The sequence below is a fragment of the Neorhizobium turbinariae genome (assembly GCF_023223505.1).
GTDB classification, from domain to species: Bacteria; Pseudomonadota; Alphaproteobacteria; order Rhizobiales; family Rhizobiaceae; genus Neorhizobium; species Neorhizobium turbinariae.
Genome location: NZ_JALPRY010000020.1, coordinates 12,974 through 29,963 on the forward strand (window position 1 = coordinate 12,974; position 16,990 = coordinate 29,963).

At 61.3% G+C, this 16,990-nt stretch carries 20 protein-coding genes; 13 read left to right on the forward strand and 7 right to left on the reverse strand.

Going from position 1 to position 16,990, the window contains the following annotated elements; translation table 11 throughout:
- From M0654_RS17510 to hslV, 4 genes are all read right to left on the reverse strand, one after another.
- Complete coding sequence (locus M0654_RS17510) at positions 1–936, reverse strand: DUF1402 family protein (RefSeq protein ID WP_248684193.1); 936 nt, start codon at positions 934–936, stop codon at positions 1–3.
- A 207-nt stretch (positions 937–1,143) separates the two neighbouring features.
- The gene (gene hslU, locus M0654_RS17515) at positions 1,144–2,451 is read right to left on the reverse strand and encodes an ATP-dependent protease ATPase subunit HslU (protein WP_118851158.1); all 1,308 of its coding nucleotides are present in this window, start codon (positions 2,449–2,451) and stop codon (positions 1,144–1,146) included.
- Positions 2,451–2,966 carry a GNAT family N-acetyltransferase gene (locus tag M0654_RS17520; protein ID WP_248684194.1) on the reverse strand — a complete coding sequence of 172 codons (516 nt, stop codon included), beginning with the start codon at positions 2,964–2,966 and terminating at the stop codon, positions 2,451–2,453. The genes hslU and M0654_RS17520 overlap by 1 nt, the downstream gene beginning before the upstream one ends.
- Complete coding sequence (gene hslV, locus M0654_RS17525; protein WP_118851156.1) at positions 2,959–3,486, reverse strand: ATP-dependent protease subunit HslV; 528 nt, start codon at positions 3,484–3,486, stop codon at positions 2,959–2,961. The genes M0654_RS17520 and hslV overlap by 8 nt, the downstream gene beginning before the upstream one ends.
- 208 nt (positions 3,487–3,694) lie before the next feature.
- Here hslV and hisB point away from each other — a divergent pair, with 208 nt between their 5' ends.
- From hisB to coaA, 7 genes are read left to right on the forward strand one after another with little or no spacing between them, the layout of a single operon-like run.
- Positions 3,695–4,315: an imidazoleglycerol-phosphate dehydratase HisB gene (hisB, locus tag M0654_RS17530; protein ID WP_248684195.1), complete on the forward strand. Its 621-nt coding sequence runs from the start codon at positions 3,695–3,697 to the stop codon at positions 4,313–4,315.
- Between the two features lie 34 nt (positions 4,316–4,349).
- Complete coding sequence (locus tag M0654_RS17535; RefSeq protein ID WP_248684196.1) at positions 4,350–4,826, forward strand: DUF2628 domain-containing protein; 477 nt, start codon at positions 4,350–4,352, stop codon at positions 4,824–4,826.
- Entirely contained in the window at positions 4,826–5,476 is a 651-nt protein-coding gene (gene hisH, locus M0654_RS17540) for an imidazole glycerol phosphate synthase subunit HisH (RefSeq protein WP_248684197.1), read from the forward strand. Before M0654_RS17535 ends, hisH begins: the two co-directional genes overlap by 1 nt.
- A 32-nt stretch (positions 5,477–5,508) precedes the next feature.
- Positions 5,509–6,252: a 1-(5-phosphoribosyl)-5-[(5-phosphoribosylamino)methylideneamino]imidazole-4-carboxamide isomerase gene (gene hisA / locus M0654_RS17545; RefSeq protein WP_248684198.1), complete on the forward strand. Its 744-nt coding sequence runs from the start codon at positions 5,509–5,511 to the stop codon at positions 6,250–6,252.
- Positions 6,249–7,025: an imidazole glycerol phosphate synthase subunit HisF gene (gene hisF, locus M0654_RS17550; RefSeq protein ID WP_248684199.1), complete on the forward strand. Its 777-nt coding sequence runs from the start codon at positions 6,249–6,251 to the stop codon at positions 7,023–7,025. Before hisA ends, hisF begins: the two co-directional genes overlap by 4 nt.
- A 15-nt stretch (positions 7,026–7,040) precedes the next feature.
- Positions 7,041–7,361, forward strand: a complete 321-nt coding sequence (locus M0654_RS17555) for a phosphoribosyl-ATP diphosphatase (protein WP_248684200.1) — start codon at positions 7,041–7,043, stop codon at positions 7,359–7,361.
- A gap of 13 nt (positions 7,362–7,374) precedes the next feature.
- Complete coding sequence (gene coaA / locus M0654_RS17560) at positions 7,375–8,364, forward strand: type I pantothenate kinase (RefSeq protein WP_248684201.1); 990 nt, start codon at positions 7,375–7,377, stop codon at positions 8,362–8,364.
- A gap of 31 nt (positions 8,365–8,395) precedes the next feature.
- Here coaA and M0654_RS17565 read toward each other — a convergent pair whose 3' ends face one another.
- The 3 genes from M0654_RS17565 to M0654_RS17575 form a co-directional block, all read right to left on the reverse strand.
- A complete protein-coding gene (locus M0654_RS17565; protein WP_248684202.1) occupies positions 8,396–9,007 on the reverse strand; it encodes an alpha-ketoglutarate-dependent dioxygenase AlkB in 612 nt (203 codons plus the stop codon).
- Positions 9,008–9,022: 15 nt separating this feature from the next.
- Positions 9,023–9,457 carry an alternative ribosome rescue aminoacyl-tRNA hydrolase ArfB gene (gene arfB, locus M0654_RS17570; protein WP_248684203.1) on the reverse strand — a complete coding sequence of 145 codons (435 nt, stop codon included), beginning with the start codon at positions 9,455–9,457 and terminating at the stop codon, positions 9,023–9,025.
- A 114-nt stretch (positions 9,458–9,571) separates the two neighbouring features.
- A complete protein-coding gene (locus M0654_RS17575; protein WP_248684204.1) occupies positions 9,572–11,185 on the reverse strand; it encodes a phosphoenolpyruvate carboxykinase in 1,614 nt (537 codons plus the stop codon).
- A gap of 330 nt (positions 11,186–11,515) precedes the next feature.
- Here M0654_RS17575 and M0654_RS17580 point away from each other — a divergent pair, with 330 nt between their 5' ends.
- The 6 genes from M0654_RS17580 to ahcY all read left to right on the forward strand — a co-directional run bounded on the left by M0654_RS17580 (position 11,516) and on the right by ahcY (position 16,972).
- A complete protein-coding gene (locus M0654_RS17580) occupies positions 11,516–12,247 on the forward strand; it encodes a response regulator transcription factor (RefSeq protein WP_118851694.1) in 732 nt (243 codons plus the stop codon).
- 81 nt (positions 12,248–12,328) lie between these two features.
- On the forward strand, positions 12,329–14,137 hold the full coding sequence (locus M0654_RS17585) for a stimulus-sensing domain-containing protein (RefSeq protein WP_248684205.1): 1,809 nt from the start codon (positions 12,329–12,331) through the stop codon (positions 14,135–14,137).
- Positions 14,134–14,598, forward strand: coding sequence for an HPr kinase/phosphorylase (locus M0654_RS17590; protein ID WP_248684206.1), 465 nt, complete (start codon positions 14,134–14,136; stop codon positions 14,596–14,598). The genes M0654_RS17585 and M0654_RS17590 overlap by 4 nt, the downstream gene beginning before the upstream one ends.
- 122 nt (positions 14,599–14,720) lie before the next feature.
- Entirely contained in the window at positions 14,721–15,122 is a 402-nt protein-coding gene (locus M0654_RS17595; RefSeq protein ID WP_118851143.1) for a PTS sugar transporter subunit IIA, read from the forward strand.
- Positions 15,123–15,135: 13 nt separating this feature from the next.
- Positions 15,136–15,414 (forward strand): HPr family phosphocarrier protein, encoded by a 279-nt coding sequence (locus M0654_RS17600; RefSeq protein WP_248684207.1) that lies wholly within the window; start codon positions 15,136–15,138, stop codon positions 15,412–15,414.
- 157 nt (positions 15,415–15,571) lie between these two features.
- Positions 15,572–16,972 carry an adenosylhomocysteinase gene (gene ahcY / locus M0654_RS17605; RefSeq protein WP_248684208.1) on the forward strand — a complete coding sequence of 467 codons (1,401 nt, stop codon included), beginning with the start codon at positions 15,572–15,574 and terminating at the stop codon, positions 16,970–16,972.
- Positions 16,973–16,990: the final 18 nt, after the last annotated feature.

The following is a 16,990-nucleotide window of genomic DNA, read 5'->3' on the forward strand; positions in this document are numbered from 1 at the left end:
CTAGAGCAGGGATCGCAATTCCGCGAGCTTGTCGTTGACCAGCCAGCCGTAATAGTTTTCCTGGGGCAGTCCGCCGCGCGCTTTCAGAGCAGCCGCGCGCTGCACCGATCCACCCGTGTTGTACAGCGTTGCGGTGATGCCGGGGTTGCGGGAAATATCGACGCCGGCGATCGTCTTGTAGTCGTCGATCGAACGGCGGATGTTTGCCGCCATGAAGGCGAGCGATTTGTCGGGATCCATGATCGCGTCATAAACCTCAGCCGCCCTCGTCTCATCGAGCTTCGGGAAACCGGAAACTCGCGACACCAGGTCAGAAAGCATCAGCGCCGTCAGCGGATTGACCTGGCCAAGCCCGAATGTCTGCCCGGCAAAGAAGGGCTGGAAGAAAACCGCGCTAAAACGGTTGTCCGGGTAACCCTTGCCGCCGACCTTGCGGCCGCGGAAGGTCTTTTCCCAGATGTCTTCGCGGCAGTTCCACAGATCGTAGGAATCGCTGAACTTGGCGCAGCGGGAAAACTCTTCGCGGCTGACGAACTGGGTGATGGTCTCGTCACCATAGCCGAAGCGGAACTTGTTGCCGGCATAGGCGGCCGCCTTCACGTAATAGGTCTGCAGGCGGTCATAGGCGTCGACATTGTAGGTATGCTCGCCAACGATCGCGCCGACGATATGGATCGGGTCGATGCCGTAAGCGGCAGCGGTCGACTTGATCTTGCCGATCAGCTTCTTGTCGCTCGCCAGCAGGTCGCGGATCTTGTCGTATTTGTCATCGAAGGTGGTGCGGCCAGCCTTGGTACGGCGAACCGAGGCGCCGGGGATCTTCGGCTGCTCGGCATTCCTGTTTCCCTCCGGCACGAGCGTCATGGCGGCGGCGAAATCGGGCGCAGCGCTGATCGCGGCAACAGCAATCATCAGGGAGAATAGAATGCGCTTCAAGATGCAGGTCCTGGGGCGTGCGTCACGCCGTTCGTGGCATGCTGTCCAAAGCTGTTCCGGCCGCTCCTGTTCCGCAAGGTGCCGATCAACTTTGCAATGTGCCTCCCTTACGCCAGCGCTGCGCGGCCTGTCGAGACGGGAGGGATCAAAAACCCGTCAGAGGCGTAGGCGTGGCAGCCCCACGTTGCGCGGCTGCCACGACCGTCATCAGAGAATATAACGCGACAGGTCGGTATCGGATGCGAGGTCCCCGACATGCTTGCGCACATATTCCGCATCGATCGTCACCGACGAGCCACCGCGGTCCGGCGCGTTGAACGAGATCTCGTCCAGCACGCGTTCCATCACCGTCTGTAGCCGGCGAGCCCCGATGTTTTCGACGGAGGAGTTGAGATGCACGGCGACATCGGCGAGCGCATCGATCGCGTCGTCGGTGAAGTCGAGTGTCAGTTCTTCCGTTTCCATCAGTGCCTTGTACTGGCGGATGAGGCTTGCTTCGGTTTCCGTCAGGATCCGGCGGAAGTCCTCCTTGGTAAGCGGCTTCAGTTCAACACGGATCGGCAGGCGGCCCTGAAGCTCGGGCAGGAGATCGGACGGCTTGGCGACATGGAAGGCACCTGAGGCGATGAACAGCACGTGGTCGGTCTTCACCGGACCATATTTGGTCGAAACCGTGGTGCCTTCCACCAGCGGCAGCAGGTCACGCTGCACGCCTTCACGTGAAACACCGGCACCCAGGCCGCCGTCGCGGGCTGCGATCTTGTCGATCTCGTCGAGAAAGACGATGCCGTCGTTTTCCACTGCCCGCACGGCCTCGCGCTGGATGACTTCGTTGTCGATCAGCTTGTCAGACTCGTCGCGAATCAGCTCACCATAGGATTTTGAAACCGTGGTCCGGACCTTCTTGGTGCGGCCGCCCATCGCCTTGCCGAACATTTCCGACAGGTTCAGTACGCCGATATTGGCGCCCGGCATGCCTGGGATCTCGAAGCCGGGCATGCCCGACCCGGTGTCGGAAACCTCGATCTCGATTTCCTTGTCGTCCAGTTCGCCACTGCGGAGCTTCTTGCGGAAGCTGTCGCGTGTTGCCGGAGAGGCCGTAGCGCCCACCAGCGCATCAAGCACGCGCTCTTCGGCGCTCATATGGGCCTTGGCCTGTACCTCGGCGCGCTTCTTTTCGCGAACAAGACCGATGCCGACTTCCACGAGGTCACGGATGATCTGCTCGACGTCACGGCCGACATAACCGACTTCGGTGAATTTCGTGGCTTCGACCTTGATGAAGGGCGCGCCGGCGAGCTTGGCCAAGCGACGGGAAATCTCCGTCTTGCCGACACCCGTCGGGCCGATCATCAGGATGTTCTTCGGCATGACTTCGTCGCGCAGGCTCTCGTCGAGCTGCTGGCGCCGCCACCGGTTGCGCAGCGCAATCGCCACGGCGCGCTTGGCATCGTGCTGGCCGATGATGTGCCGGTCCAGCTCGGAAACAATTTCTCGGGGAGAAAAATTGGTCATTACAAATCCGTTTCCTGGTTTGCGTCCAGCGCCATGAAATGGGCCGGACCATATATGGTTGTTCTGGAATCGACGTAGCGGAAGCCGGCTTTCTCGTAAGCCCGGATCGCACGGATGTTGTCCGGATCCGGGTCGATGACGAGCCGCGGCACCCCGGTTTCGAAAAGCTCCTGCGCCAGCTGGCGAACGATCGCACTGCCGTGCCCAAGCCCTAGCAGTTCCGGCGGGCCGATCGAGATATCGATCCCGAGCGTGCCCTTCGGCTGGTCCTGGTACGGATGATCCTCTTCAAGATGCGGATCGTAATACTGGAGGTAGGCGATCGGCCTGCCATCCAGCTCCGCAATCATCGGCCGCGTCTCGACGCTTTCCACCGCCTCTTCGATGCCTGCCAGCTCCTCCTCGACACTGCCCCACCACTCCGCCAGATGCGGTTCCGCGAGCCACTGCCGCAGCAGCGGAAAGTCATCGCGGGTCCCGTCGCGCAGCGTGTATCGAGGCGGTCGATCAGGCATCCGCGTCCAACTGCTCCACCACGAGATTGTGGTTGGTATAAACGCAGATGTCAGCGGCGATATCGAGAGCCGTCCGGGCGATCTCCTCGGCAGACTTGTCCGAATCCATCATGGCGCGTGCCGCGGCATAAGCGAAATTGCCGCCGGATCCGATGGCAATCGTGCCATGTTCCGGCTCCAGCACATCGCCATTGCCGGTGACGGCAAGGGTGATCGACTTGTCGGCGACCAGCATCATGGCTTCGAGATTGCGCAGATACTTGTCGGTGCGCCAATCCTTGGCGAGCTCGACGGCAGCGCGCATCAGCTGCCCGGGATATTGTTCGAGCTTCTTTTCAAGCCGGTCGAGCAGCGTAAAGGCGTCGGCCGTGGCGCCGGCAAATCCGGCGATCACCTCGCCCTTGCCGATGCGGCGCACCTTGCGCGCATTGCCCTTCATCACCGTCTGACCAAGGCTGACCTGCCCGTCACCGGCCATGATGACCTTGCCGCCCTTCCGCACAGTTATGATTGTTGTCATTCAGCACCTTCTGGCCCGCACCGCGGGCGTTACATTTTAGGGGAGCAAACCGCTCCGTTGGCTCCTATGTAAGATGGAGCAAGGCGAATGCAAACCGCTTGCGCGTTGCAGCATTCTGGCCCGGCTTTTACTGGATATTTGCCGAACTGCCTGATATGCAGCCCGGATCAAAAGGAGCGGGAGACGCTCCGAGCATGGAGAGACCCATATGGGTGAAACGACAGTCGCAAGCACCGGTACACGCACGGGAAGCATTTCGCGCAAGACCAACGAGACCTCGGTCAACGTCTCCGTCAATCTCGACGGCACGGGCGCAGCCAAGATCTCGACCGGCGTTGGCTTCTTCGACCATATGCTCGACCAGCTTTCGCGACATTCGCTCATCGACATGGAAATCGACGTGAAGGGCGATCTTCACATCGACGACCACCATACGGTGGAAGACACGGGCATCGCGCTGGGACAGGCGATTTCCAAAGCGCTCGGCGACCGTCGCGGCATCAACCGCTATGCGTCGCTCGATCTTGCCATGGACGAGACCATGACCAAGGCCGCGATCGACGTCTCCGGCCGGCCGTTCCTCGTGTGGAACGTCGCCTTCAGCGCCCCGAAGATCGGCACTTTCGACACCGAACTCGTGCGGGAATTCTTCCAGGCCTTCGCGCAGAATACCGGGATCACCCTGCATGTGCTGAACCATTACGGCGCCAACAACCATCATATCGCCGAGACCTGCTTCAAGGCCGTGGCGCGGACCCTCCGCGTTGCAACCGAAATCGATCCGCGACAGGCCAATCGCGTTCCTTCCACGAAGGGCATGCTGGTCTGACGCTTCCGGGAGCACATCCCTGTGAAAGCGAAACATGAGAAGCTATCTCGTCCTGACACCGCCCGGCGGCCCTGATCGCGATCATCGCTCGACCTTGATCATGCGTGACGGGTTTTCCTGGCCGGCCTTGTTTTTCCCCTGGGCTTGGCTCCTCTGGAACCGGCTCTGGATCGCCGCGATCGTTATCTTCCTGCTGCAGGTGCTCAGCGGCTTCCTGATGGGTTTTGCCGGCCTTGAACTTGCCGGTGGCCTGTTCGGTTTTGCCGTCAGCCTGCTCGTCGCACTCGAAGGCCGACATTATCGCTCCGAATCCTTGATCCGTCGCGGCTGGACGCTTGAAGCCGTGATACCCGCACCCGATCTGGACACGGCAGAAGAAACATTTTTCGCCGGCCTTCCGGAAACACAGACACAACCGATGCCGGCTTCCGCCGATTGGGCCAGGGACGCAAAGTCCCCTGCCGGCTGGCAGGCTCCCCCGATGGGGCTATTTGAACACGGAGCACGCTGATGCGCGTTGCAATCATCGACTACGGATCCGGCAACCTCCGATCCGCGACCAAGGCCTTCGAACGCGCCGCCCGGGAGGCCGGCATCGATGCCACGATTGACCTCACCGACAAGGCGGATGCCGTCGCCACGGCTGACCGCATCGTGCTTCCCGGGGTTGGCGCCTATGCCGACTGCCGCGCCGGCCTCGATGCCGTGCCCGGCATGAAGGAAGCCATCATCGATGTGGTGGAAAGCAAGGGCCGCCCGTTTCTCGGTATCTGCGTCGGCATGCAGCTGATGTCGTCCCGCGGGCTGGAGAAGACCACGACCGAAGGTTTCGGCTGGATCAAGGGCGACGTCGTGGAAATGACGCCGAGCGACCCGAGCCTGAAGATCCCACAGATCGGCTGGAACACGCTCGATCTCGTGCATCCGCACCCGCTGTTTGATGGCATTCCGACCGGCAAGGACGGGCTGCACGCCTATTTCGTCCATTCCTACCACCTTGCTGCTGAAAACCGGCAGGAGGTGATCGCCACCACCGACTACGGCGGCGCCGTGACGGCCTTTGTCGGCCGCGACAACATGGCGGGCTCGCAGTTCCACCCGGAAAAGAGCCAGACGCTTGGACTTGCCCTGATCGCCAACTTCCTGCGCTGGAAGCCTTGAAACGGCTCGCGCATCTACAGGACCTTTGAAAGATGATCCTTTTTCCTGCCATCGACTTGAAAGACGGTCAGTGCGTGCGCCTGAAGCTCGGTGACATGGACCAGGCCACCGTCTATAATCCCGATCCTGCGGCGCAGGCCAAAGCCTTTGAAGACCAGGGTTTCGAGTGGCTGCATGTTGTGGACCTCAACGGCGCCTTTGCCGGCGAGAGCGTCAATGGCGCAGCCGTCGATGCCATCCTAAAGGCGACTACGAACCCGGTGCAGCTTGGCGGCGGCATCCGTACGCTCGACCATATTGAAAACTGGCTGAGCCGAGGGCTGGCGCGTGTGATCCTGGGCACCGTCGCGGTGCGCGATCCGGCGCTTGTCATCGAAGCCTGCAAGAAATTTCCGGGCAAGGTCGCGGTCGGCATCGATGCCAAGGGCGGCAAGGTAGCCGTCGAAGGCTGGGCCGAAGCCTCCGAACTTGGCGTGATCGAGCTTGCCAAGAAGTTCGAGGGCGCCGGCGTATCCGCAATCATCTACACCGACATCGACCGAGACGGCATCCTGGCCGGCATCAACTGGGCGTCCACCCTTGAGCTTGCGAACGCCGTTTCCATTCCGGTCATCGCTTCGGGCGGGCTTGCCTCGCTTGACGATATCCGCCGCATGCTGGAGCCGGATGCGGCCCGGCTGGAAGGTGCGATCTCCGGCCGCGCGCTTTACGATGGTCGCATAGACCCCAAGGAAGCGCTGGCGCTGATCCGCAGCAGACAAGGACGTGCGGCATGACCCTCAAGGCCCGTGTCATCCCCTGCCTCGACGTGAAAGACGGCCGTGTCGTCAAGGGCGTCAACTTCGTCGACCTCATCGATGCCGGTGATCCGGTGGAAGCGGCCAAGGCCTATGACGCCGCCGGCGCCGATGAGCTATGCTTCCTCGACATCACGGCATCCTCCGACAACCGCGACACGATCTTCGATGTCGTGGCCCGCACAGCCGATTACTGTTTCATGCCATTGACCGTCGGTGGGGGCGTCCGCGCGGTCGGCGACATCCGCAAGCTGCTGCTTGCCGGCGCCGACAAGGTTTCGATCAACTCGGCGGCGGTGAAGAACCCGGATTTCGTGGCCGAGGCGGCAGACAAGTTCGGCAATCAATGCATCGTGGTATCGATTGACGCCAAGAAGGTTTCGGCAGCCGGCGAAACGAACCGGTGGGAGATCTTCACCCATGGCGGGCGCACGCCGACCGGCATCGACGCGGTGGAGTTTGCCGTGAAGACGGTGGAGCGTGGCGCAGGCGAATTGCTCGTCACCTCCATGGACCGTGACGGCACGAAGAGCGGCTACGACCTAGAGCTGACCCGCACCATCGCCGACAGCGTCCGTGCGCCGGTCGTAGCATCTGGCGGCGTCGGCAACCTCGACGACATGGTCGCCGGCATCAAGGAAGGCCACGCCACGGCCGTTCTCGCCGCTTCTATTTTCCACTTCGGCACCTATACCGTCGGCGAAGCCAAGCGCTATATGTCCGAGCACGGCATTGCCATGCGGCTCGATTGACCGGGGAGAGTGATCTTGAGCAAGTTTTCCCTTGAGCAACTCGAGGCGATCGTCGCCAAGCGTGCAGAAGCGTCGCCCGACGAATCCTGGACCGCAAAGCTTGTTGCAGCCGGGCAGGAACGGGCCGCCAAGAAACTCGGCGAGGAAGCGGTCGAAACCGTCATCGCGGCGATCTCGCAGGACCGGCAGAACCTCACTGCGGAGAGCGCCGACCTGCTCTATCATCTTTTGGTCGTGTTGAAGATCGCGGGCATTCCGTTGCAGGATGTGCTTGACGAACTGCAGCGGAGGACCGGCCAATCCGGGCTTCAGGAAAAGGCGAGCCGGCCCAAGTGATGAGATTTGCGTCATGACCAACGCAGCCCAGACTGCCGAGCCCGCGGACGCCGCCAGTGCGGCAGATTACTATTCGCCCTACCACTCCTTCACGGCTGAGGAATGGGCGAAGTTTCGCGCCGACACGCCGCTGACGCTGACGGCCGACGAAGTGCAGCGGCTGCGATCGCTGGACGACCCGATCAACCTCGACGAAGTGCGGCGGATCTACCTGTCGCTGTCGCGCCTGCTTTCCACCCACGTGGAAGGATCGCAGCTGCTGTTCCAGCAGCGCAACCGCTTCCTGAGCCTCTCCGACGTCACCAAGACTCCGTTCATCATCGGCATCGCGGGCTCGGTCGCCGTCGGAAAGTCAACAACGGCTCGTATCCTGAAGGAGCTCCTGGCGCGCTGGCCCTCCAGCCCCAAGGTCGACCTCATCACCACAGACGGTTTCCTTTATCCGAATGCGGTGCTCCAGCGCGAAAACCTGATGGAGCGCAAGGGTTTTCCGGAAAGCTACGACATCGGCGCCATTCTGCGCTTCCTGTCGGCCATCAAGGCGGGCGAGCCGAATGTGCAGGCGCCGCGTTATTCGCACCTGACCTATGACGTGCTGCCGAACGAATTCACACTGGTGGACCGTCCGGACATCCTCATCTTCGAAGGCATCAACGTACTGCAGTCGCGTGCGCTGCCGGCGGACGGCAAGATCGTGCCGATCGTTTCCGATTTCTTCGATTTCTCGATCTATATCGACGCCGAGGAAGAGCAGATCCACCAGTGGTATGTGCAGCGTTTCATGCGGTTGCGTGAAACCGCCTTCCGAGACCCGACCTCGTTTTTCAAGAAATACGCGGCCATCGATCGAGAGGCGGCCATGGCTGTTGCTGAAAACCTCTGGGAAAACATCAACCTGAAGAACCTGCGGCAGAATATCCTACCGACCCGCCCGCGCGCCGACCTCATCCTGCGCAAGGGCCGTAACCACTTCGTGGAAACGGTTTCTCTCAGAAAACTGTAGGCGATCTATCGTAGAGGCTGGATTAGGATCGTCAGCTATGGACGCGGCGCAGCGTCAGGTTGATGCGCCCGCCATTCTTCAAAAGCGTCGATGTACCGGGATAGATCCGGTCGACGCCGTGGAAGGCCAGCCTCCCCTCACCGCCGAGGATCACCACATCGCCACTCGACAGGCGGAAGGACCCGGTCGGGTCATGGCGGCTCAAGCCGCCGACGCGAAACAAACAGGTATTGCCGAGCGAGATGGACAGGACCGGTGCGTCGAACGCCTTCTCGTCCTTGTCCTGGTGCAGGCCCATCTTTGCGTCATCGGCATAGAAGTTGATCAGGCAGGCTTGCGGCGGCTTCGGATAGCCGGAGAGCTTTTCCCAAAGCTCCAGCAATTCGGTCGGGATTGCCGGCCACGGCCTTTTCGTCACCGGATGTTCAGGCTGGTAGCGATAACCGCGCGCCTTGTCCGTAACCCAGCCGAGCGGGCCGCAATTGGTCATGCGCACCGACATCGGCTTGCCAGTGCCTGGCATTTCCGGCGTATAAAGCGGCGCCTCAGCGACGACCGCGCGCACCACTTCGACCAGATGCTCCTGTGCCGCCCGGTCGAGATACTCCGGCAGGTGCCGGATGCCGTTTGGGAGTGTCGCCACGATCGTCTTCCAATCTCAGTCGCCGATTGGCCGGCCGCGCATCTTCTTCACTTCGGAACGGCCGGATTTTTCCTTCAGGCGCCGCTCAACCGAGCCACGGGTCGGCTTTGTCGCCTTGCGGGGTGGCGGTGGCGGCTTTGCCGCTTCAAGGATCAGTTCCTTCAGCCGCTCACGCGCCTCTTCCCGGTTGCGCTCCTGGCTGCGAAAACGATTGGCTTCTATCATCAGCACGCCGTCCTTCGACACCCGTTTCCCGGCGAGCCTGATGGCGTTCTGCTTGACGCGATCCGGCAGCGAAGGCGAATTGAGGATATCGTAGAACAACTGGACGGCGGTCGAGACCTTGTTGACGTTCTGGCCACCGGGGCCGCCCGCCAGCACGAACTGCTCGTTCAGTTCCCATCCGGCGATGGTGATGCGGCTGTTGATCTGAAGCGGATTGCTGGCCATGCATCTCCATATGTCTTGGCGAGCCGGCTTGTCCAGAAAGGTGTCTAAAAGAAAACCGCCGGTGCAGGCATGGCCCGGCACCGGCGGTTTCACGTGAATCCTTAAAGGTATCGCTTATTCTGCCGCAGCGAGGACACCAGGAGCAGCGGAGCGCACCTTGCTGTCGACGTGATCCTCGTACTGCTCGAAGTTCTGGATGAACATCGACACAAGTTTCTGGGCATAGGCATCGAAGGCGGCGCCATCAGCCCAGGTGGAACGCGGGTCGAGGATCTTGCTGTCGACGCCTTCAACGGCAACCGGCACCGCGAAGCCGAAGTTCGCATCCGTGCGGAACTCGGCGTTCTTGAGGCTGCCGTCGAGTGCAGCGGTCAAGAGGGTGCGCGTGACCTTGATCGGCATACGATGGCCAACACCATACTGGCCACCGGTCCAGCCGGTATTGAGCAGCCAGCAATCAACCTGATGCTTTGCAATCAGGTCCTTGAGCAGGTTGCCGTATTCAGCCGGATGGCGCGGCATGAACGGGCTGCCGAAGCAGGTCGAGAAGGTGGCTTCCGGTTCCGTTACGCCCTTTTCGGTGCCGGCAACCTTGGCCGTGTAACCGGACAGGAAGTGGTACATCGCCTGTTCCGGCGTCAGCTTGGCAACCGGCGGCATGACGCCAAAGGCGTCGGCCGTGAGCAGGATGATGGTCTTCGGATGGGGTGCGAGACCCGTGCGCGAGGCATTCGGGATGAAATCGAGCGGATAGGCGCTGCGGGTGTTTTCCGTCAGCGAGCCATCGGTAAAGTCCGGAACGCGGTTCTCATCGAGCACGACGTTTTCAACGACCGTGCCAAAACGACGGGTCGCGGCATAGATTTCAGGCTCGGCTTCGGCCGACAGGTTGATTACCTTGGCATAGCAGCCGCCTTCGAAGTTGAAGACGCCGTTTTCACCCCAGCCGTGCTCGTCGTCGCCGATCAGCGTGCGGTTCGGGTCTGCCGAAAGCGTTGTCTTGCCGGTGCCGGAGAGGCCGAAGAACAGCGTCGTGTCGTTGTTCGGGCCGACATTCGCCGAGCAGTGCATCGGCATGACGCCCTTTTCCGGCAGGAAGTAGTTCAGCACCGAGAAAACCGACTTCTTGTTTTCACCCGCGTAGGACGTACCGCCCACGAGGATCAGCCCGTTGGTGAAATCGCAAGCAATAACCGTTTCCGAACGGCAGCCGTGGCGCGCCGGGTCCGCCTTGAAGCTTGGCAGGTTGATGATCGTCAGCTTCTGCTGGAAGGTCGACAGCGTGTCACGCTTCGGACGGATCAGCAGGTTGCGGATGAACAGCGAATGCCATGCGTATTCGCTGACAACGCGCGTCGGCAGGGCGTATTCCGCGTCGGCGCCGCCAACCAGATCCTGGACGAAAAGCTCCTTGCCCGCGGCATGCGCGATCATGTCTGCCTTCAGCACCGCGAAGTGCTCCGGCGACATCGCCTTGTTCTCGTTGCTCCACCAGATCCGCTTTTCGGTCTCGGCATCGCGCACCATGAACTTGTCCTTGGGCGAACGACCGGTGTGCTGGCCCGTGATGGCCCGCAAGGCGCCATCGACCGTCAGGTCAGCTTCGCCGCGGCGAATGGCTTCTTCATAAAGCTCGACTTCGGAGGAATTATAAAAGACGCGCGATGCGCCGCTGATGCCGATCGCGGCTAACCCGTTGTTCGGGTTGCGAAGTCCAAGCTCTTCCATTCGCGCACTCCTTCCGTGACCGTGGAAACGTGACGCGAAACTAGTGGCAGATGCGTGAAAGAGCAATAGTCGAGTCTGGAATTAACCAATGATATCAATCAATTAATCGATTTAAAAAAATTTATTCCTGATTAAATCGGTTTAAGAGTGGATTCCAACTAGTGCAGCACCACATGCGGAAGCGTCATCTCTGACCACGGAAGCACCGCCGCCCCTTTAACTTTGCCACAATTTGTTCCACCTTTATCCCCAGAAGGCGCATCACGGAACTTCTCGGGCGGGGGGATGATTCCAGGAGATGCGCATAAGATGTTCATGGAGACGGAGAGAATGCAGACAATCGCCCTCGTGGATGACGACCGCAACATCCTGACCTCGGTGTCGATTGCACTGGAAGCTGAAGGTTACAAGGTCGAGACTTACACCGACGGTGCATCCGCACTGGACGGTTTGATCGCCCGTCCGCCGCAGCTGGCCATCTTCGACATCAAGATGCCGCGCATGGACGGCATGGAACTTCTGCGCAGGCTTCGCCAGAAGTCGGACCTGCCGGTGATCTTCCTCACCTCTAAGGATGAGGAAATTGACGAATTGTTTGGCCTGAAGATGGGCGCCGACGACTTCATCACCAAGCCGTTCTCGCAGCGGCTGCTGGTGGAGCGCGTCAAGGCGATCCTGCGTCGCGCCGGTGCACGCGAAGCTCTGGCTGCCGGCGGCGGTGTCGGCACCAAGGCAGCGGCTGACGCGCAGGCGGCGCGCACGCTGGAACGCGGCCAGCTTGCCATGGACCAGGAGCGCCACACCTGCACCTGGAAGGGCGAGCCGGTAACGCTGACCGTCACCGAATTCCTGATCCTTCATTCGCTGGCGCAGCGCCCCGGCGTGGTGAAGAGCCGCGACGCGCTGATGGACGCCGCTTATGACGAGCAGGTTTATGTCGACGACCGCACGATCGACAGCCACATCAAGCGGCTGCGCAAGAAGTTCAAGATGGTGGATACCGACTTCGACATGATCGAAACGCTCTATGGCGTCGGGTATCGCTTCCGCGAGGCGGCTTGACCCTGTTCATGCCAGCTTGCGAAAGCTTGACTTGAGGCCACCCCCATCCGGGGCTAGAAGATGCCCGGTGGAAGGACTGCAGTGGCAGATCGAACATTCGACAATGAAGTAGCCGGCGACAGCGCAGCGACTGGCACCGACAAGGCCGAGACCCGTCGCGCTCCGCGGCGGTTCTGGTCGCGCTCCTTCACGCTGATCCGTCGCGTCTTCGGCCATGCGGTGTTCTCCAGCCTGACGCGGCGCATCCTGTTCTTCAACATTGCCGCGACCGTGGTCCTGGTTGCCGGCATTCTCTACCTCAACCAGTTCCGCGAGGGGCTGATCGATGCGCGCGTCGAAAGCCTTCTGACACAGGGCGAGATCATCGCCGGCGCGATTTCCGCCTCCGCCTCCGTCGATACCAACTCTATTACCATTGACCCGCAGAAACTGCTCGAGTTGCAGGCCGGCCAGAGCATCACGCCGGTGCCGAACGACGAGGATCTCGATTTCCCGATCGACCCGGAGCGGGTGGCGCCTGTGCTGCGGCGGCTGATTTCGCCCACCCGCACCCGCGCGCGCATCTTTGATGCGGATGCCAACCTGCTGCTCGACTCGCGCCACCTTTATTCCCGTGGCCAGGTTCTGCGCTACGACCTGCCGCCGGTTGAAAACACGCAGCAGACCTGGAGCGAATGGTTCGCAAGCCTGTTCAACCGCATGCTCCAACCGGGCAACCTGCCGGTCTACAAGGAAGCGCCCGGCGGTGACGGGTCGATCTATCCGGAAGTGATGAACGCGCTGACCGGTGTGCGTGGCGCGCTGGTGCGCGTCACCGAACGCGGCGAACTGATCGTTTCCGTTGCCGTTCCCGTCCAGCGTTTCCGCGCCGTGCTCGGCGTGCTGCTTCTTTCTACCCAGGCCGGCGACATCGACAAGATCGTGCATGCCGAGCGCCTTGCCATCATGCGGGTGTTCGGGGTCGCGACACTCGTCAACATCCTCCTGTCGCTGCTTCTGTCCTCCACCATCGCCAATCCGCTGCGCCGGCTTGCGGCAGCGGCCATCCGCGTGCGGCGCGGCGCCAAGCAGCGCGAGGAGATTCCGGATTTCGCCTACCGCCAGGACGAGATCGGCAACCTGTCGATCGCGCTCCGCGAGATGACGAACGCGCTTTATGACCGCATCGATGCGATTGAAAGCTTCGCGGCAGACGTCAGCCATGAGCTCAAGAACCCGCTGACCTCGCTGCGCAGCGCGGTGGAAACCCTGCCTCTCGCCAAGTCGGAGGAATCGAAGCAGCGGCTGACCGAGATCATCTTCCACGACGTGCGCCGCCTCGATCGCCTGATCAGCGACATTTCCGATGCCTCGCGACTGGATGCCGAACTGGCCCGCACCGACTCCTCGCCGGTTGATCTGGAGAACCTGCTCGGCAATCTCGTCGACATTTCCCGCCAGATTCGCACCGGGCGCAAGCCGGTGGATATCGAGCTCAGCATCGACAACAAGGGCGGCAACAAGTCGGCTTATGTCATCAACGGACATGACCTGCGTCTCGGCCAGATCATTACCAACCTGATCGAAAACGCCCGCTCCTTCGTACCGGACAAGGGCGGCCGCATCGCGCTGCGGCTGACGCGCACCAAGGACCGCGTCGTCATCACCGTCGATGACAACGGGCCCGGCATCCAGGCGGAAGACATCGACCGGATCTTCGAGCGCTTCTATACCGACCGTCCCGAAGGCGAGAGCTTCGGCCAAAATTCAGGCCTCGGCCTGTCGATCAGCCGGCAGATTGCCGAAGCCCATGGCGGTTCGTTGCGGGCTGAAAACCTCCACGACCCGAAGACGGGCGCTCCTCTGGGCGCCCGGTTCATCCTGTCGCTGCCGGCTGGTGAAACCCAGTGACCGCGCCGGTCAACATTCACGCAACGGCGATCGTCATCGGGACGAGAGGCATTCTTTTTACCGGACCTTCGGGAAGCGGCAAGTCGATGCTCGCCTTCACCTGCCTTGCGGCCGCTCGGCGGCAGGGGATGTCTGCGGCGCTGGTGGCCGACGACCAGGTGTTCGTTTCACGCGATGGCGCGCAGATCATTGCATCGCGCCCGGAAACCATTGCCGGGCTCATCGAGATCCGCGGCAGCGGCATCGCCAGGATCGACAGCGTTCCACAAGCAGTGCTGGAGCTTGCCGTGTCCCCCGTATCCTTTCCGCAGGCAGAGCGGCTTCCGCCGCAAAACGAACGGTTCGAGGTTGGCGGGCTGGGTTCGCTTCCGCTGCTGCGCATCTGGAATGGGGCACCCGATCCCCTGGCGATCATCGCCGCCTTCCACCCGCAGTTCGCCGCGCAGGTGCCGTTTTGCTAATCAAGCTGGCGGATTTTTGACTTGAAGTTCATCTTAACATGGAGAAGATGGGCTCCCACCGCTGGACCACTTTATTGCGATGCGATAATGGCGCCGAGTTTTTGCAGCAGAGGGCAGTTTTCATGATCGGACTTGTGCTTGTCACTCATGGCAAGCTGGCTGAGGAATTTCGTCATGCTGTGGAGCATGTCGTCGGACCTCAGAAGTGCATCGAGACAGTCTGCATCGGCCCCGAAGACGACATGGACCAGCGGCGCCAGGACATCGTTGACGCCGTCGCAAAGGCAAACGACGGCCATGGTGTCATCATCCTCACCGACATGTTCGGTGGCACGCCGTCCAACCTGTCGATTTCGGTCATGGAGAGCGGCCAGACGGAAGTCATCGCGGGCGTCAATCTGCCCATGCTGATCAAGCTCGCCGGCGTGCGCAGTGACAACAACATGGACCGGGCGCTGGCAGAAGCCTCCGAAGCCGGCCGCAAGTACATCAATGTGGCAAGCCGCGTCCTGAGCGGTAAGTGAGATTTCCCCACGCATGTCGTCCCCCACGTCCCGCGAGTTCCTGATCGTCAACAAGCGGGGCCTGCACGCGCGCGCCTCCGCCAAGTTCGTGCAGATGGTGGAGCGTTTTGACGCCCAGATCACCGTTTCGCGCGACGGCACCACCGTCAACGGCACATCGATCATGGGCCTGATGATGCTCGCCGCGAGCCCCGGCTGTACGATCGAAGTTGCAGCCGATGGCGCCCAGGCGTCCGAGGCGCTCGACGCCCTGCAGGACCTTGTCGCCAACAGGTTTGGCGAAGAAGCCTGACCTCTCCCGCCACTACATAAACATATAAAGACCTCTTTATGTCCCGTTGCCAGTTGGCGGGAACCCTGCTAAACCGCCTCCAGCTTCCGCCGCTGACGGCGGGTCGTGCGGTTTCTCGGCTGCCAGCCTCGTGCGGCAACTGAACAAGGAGAGCTTTATGAGCGCAGAAAAAGATTACATCGTCGCCGATATCAGCCTTGCCGACTACGGTCGCAAGGAACTGGACATCGCCGAAACCGAAATGCCGGGCCTGATGTCCTGCCGCGCCGAATTCGGTCAGTCGAAACCGCTCAAGGGCGCTCGGATCTCCGGTTCGCTTCACATGACGATCCAGACCGCGGTCCTGATCGAGACGCTGAAGGAACTCGGCGCCGATATCCGCTGGGCCTCGTGCAACATCTTCTCCACCCAGGATCACGCTGCCGCTGCCATTGCTGCTGCGGGCATCCCGGTCTTCGCTGTGAAGGGCGAGTCGCTCACCGAATATTGGGAATACACCGACAAGATCTTCCAGTGGTCCGATGGTGGCTTCTCCAACATGATCCTCGATGATGGCGGCGACGCCACCATGTACATCCTGCTCGGCGCCCGCGCCGAAGCCGGCGAAGACGTGCTGTCGAACCCAGGTTCTGAAGAAGAAGAGATCCTGTTTGCGCAGATCAAGAAGCGCCTCCAGGCCTCGCCCGGCTGGTTCACCAAGCAGCGTGACGCCATCAAGGGTGTGACCGAAGAAACCACCACCGGCGTTCACCGCCTGTACGAGCTCTCCAAGAAGGGCCTCCTCCCGTTCCCGGCAATCAACGTCAACGACTCCGTCACCAAGTCGAAGTTCGACAACAAGTACGGCTGCAAGGAATCGCTGGTTGACGGCATCCGCCGCGGCACCGACGTGATGATGGCCGGCAAAGTTGCCGTGGTTTGCGGTTACGGTGACGTGGGCAAGGGTTCGGCCGCTTCGCTCGCCGGCGCCGGCGCACGCGTGAAGGTCACGGAAGTTGACCCGATCTGCGCCCTGCAGGCCGCCATGGACGGTTTTGAAGTCGTCGTTCTGGAAGACGTTGTCTCGACCGCAGACATCTTCATCACCACCACCGGCAACAAGGATGTCATCCGCATCGAGCACATGCGCGCGATGAAGGACATGGCGATCGTCGGCAACATCGGCCACTTCGACAACGAGATCCAGGTTGCGGCTCTCAAGAACCTCAAGTGGACCAACGTCAAGCCGCAGGTCGACATGATCGAGTTTCCGAAGGGCAACCGCATCATCCTGCTGTCGGAAGGTCGCCTGCTGAACCTCGGCAACGCCACCGGCCACCCGTCCTTCGTCATGTCTGCTTCGTTCACCAACCAGACGCTCGCCCAGATCGAGCTCTTCACGAAGCAGGGCCAGTACAAGAACGAGGTCTATATCCTGCCGAAGCACCTCGACGAGAAGGTTGCTCGCCTCCACCTCGCCAAGCTCGGCGTGAAGCTGACCGAACTTTCGCCGGAGCAGGCCGCCTATATCGGCGTCTCGCCGGAAGGTCCGTTCAAGGCTGAACACTACCGGTACTAATCCCTAGCCGGTTAATCC

Bases quoted from the DNA above. Each gene is read 5' to 3' on its own strand.
- M0654_RS17580 (WP_118851694.1), top strand. From the start codon at position 11,516: ATGCAGACAATCGCCCTCGTGGATGACGACCGCAACATCCTGACCTCG.
- hisF (WP_248684199.1), top strand. From the start codon at position 6,249: ATGACCCTCAAGGCCCGTGTCATCCCCTGCCTCGACGTGAAAGACGGC.
- M0654_RS17535 (WP_248684196.1), top strand. From the start codon at position 4,350: ATGAGAAGCTATCTCGTCCTGACACCGCCCGGCGGCCCTGATCGCGAT.
- hisA (WP_248684198.1), top strand. From the start codon at position 5,509: ATGATCCTTTTTCCTGCCATCGACTTGAAAGACGGTCAGTGCGTGCGC.
- hslV (WP_118851156.1), bottom strand. From the start codon at position 3,486: ATGACAACAATCATAACTGTGCGGAAGGGCGGCAAGGTCATCATGGCC.
- M0654_RS17520 (WP_248684194.1), bottom strand. From the start codon at position 2,966: ATGCCTGATCGACCGCCTCGATACACGCTGCGCGACGGGACCCGCGAT.
- hisB (WP_248684195.1), top strand. From the start codon at position 3,695: ATGGGTGAAACGACAGTCGCAAGCACCGGTACACGCACGGGAAGCATT.
- hslU (WP_118851158.1), bottom strand. From the start codon at position 2,451: ATGACCAATTTTTCTCCCCGAGAAATTGTTTCCGAGCTGGACCGGCAC.
- M0654_RS17575 (WP_248684204.1), bottom strand. From the start codon at position 11,185: ATGGAAGAGCTTGGACTTCGCAACCCGAACAACGGGTTAGCCGCGATC.
- hisH (WP_248684197.1), top strand. From the start codon at position 4,826: ATGCGCGTTGCAATCATCGACTACGGATCCGGCAACCTCCGATCCGCG.
- ahcY (WP_248684208.1), top strand. From the start codon at position 15,572: ATGAGCGCAGAAAAAGATTACATCGTCGCCGATATCAGCCTTGCCGAC.
- coaA (WP_248684201.1), top strand. From the start codon at position 7,375: ATGACCAACGCAGCCCAGACTGCCGAGCCCGCGGACGCCGCCAGTGCG.
- arfB (WP_248684203.1), bottom strand. From the start codon at position 9,457: ATGGCCAGCAATCCGCTTCAGATCAACAGCCGCATCACCATCGCCGGA.
- M0654_RS17595 (WP_118851143.1), top strand. From the start codon at position 14,721: ATGATCGGACTTGTGCTTGTCACTCATGGCAAGCTGGCTGAGGAATTT.
- M0654_RS17600 (WP_248684207.1), top strand. From the start codon at position 15,136: ATGTCGTCCCCCACGTCCCGCGAGTTCCTGATCGTCAACAAGCGGGGC.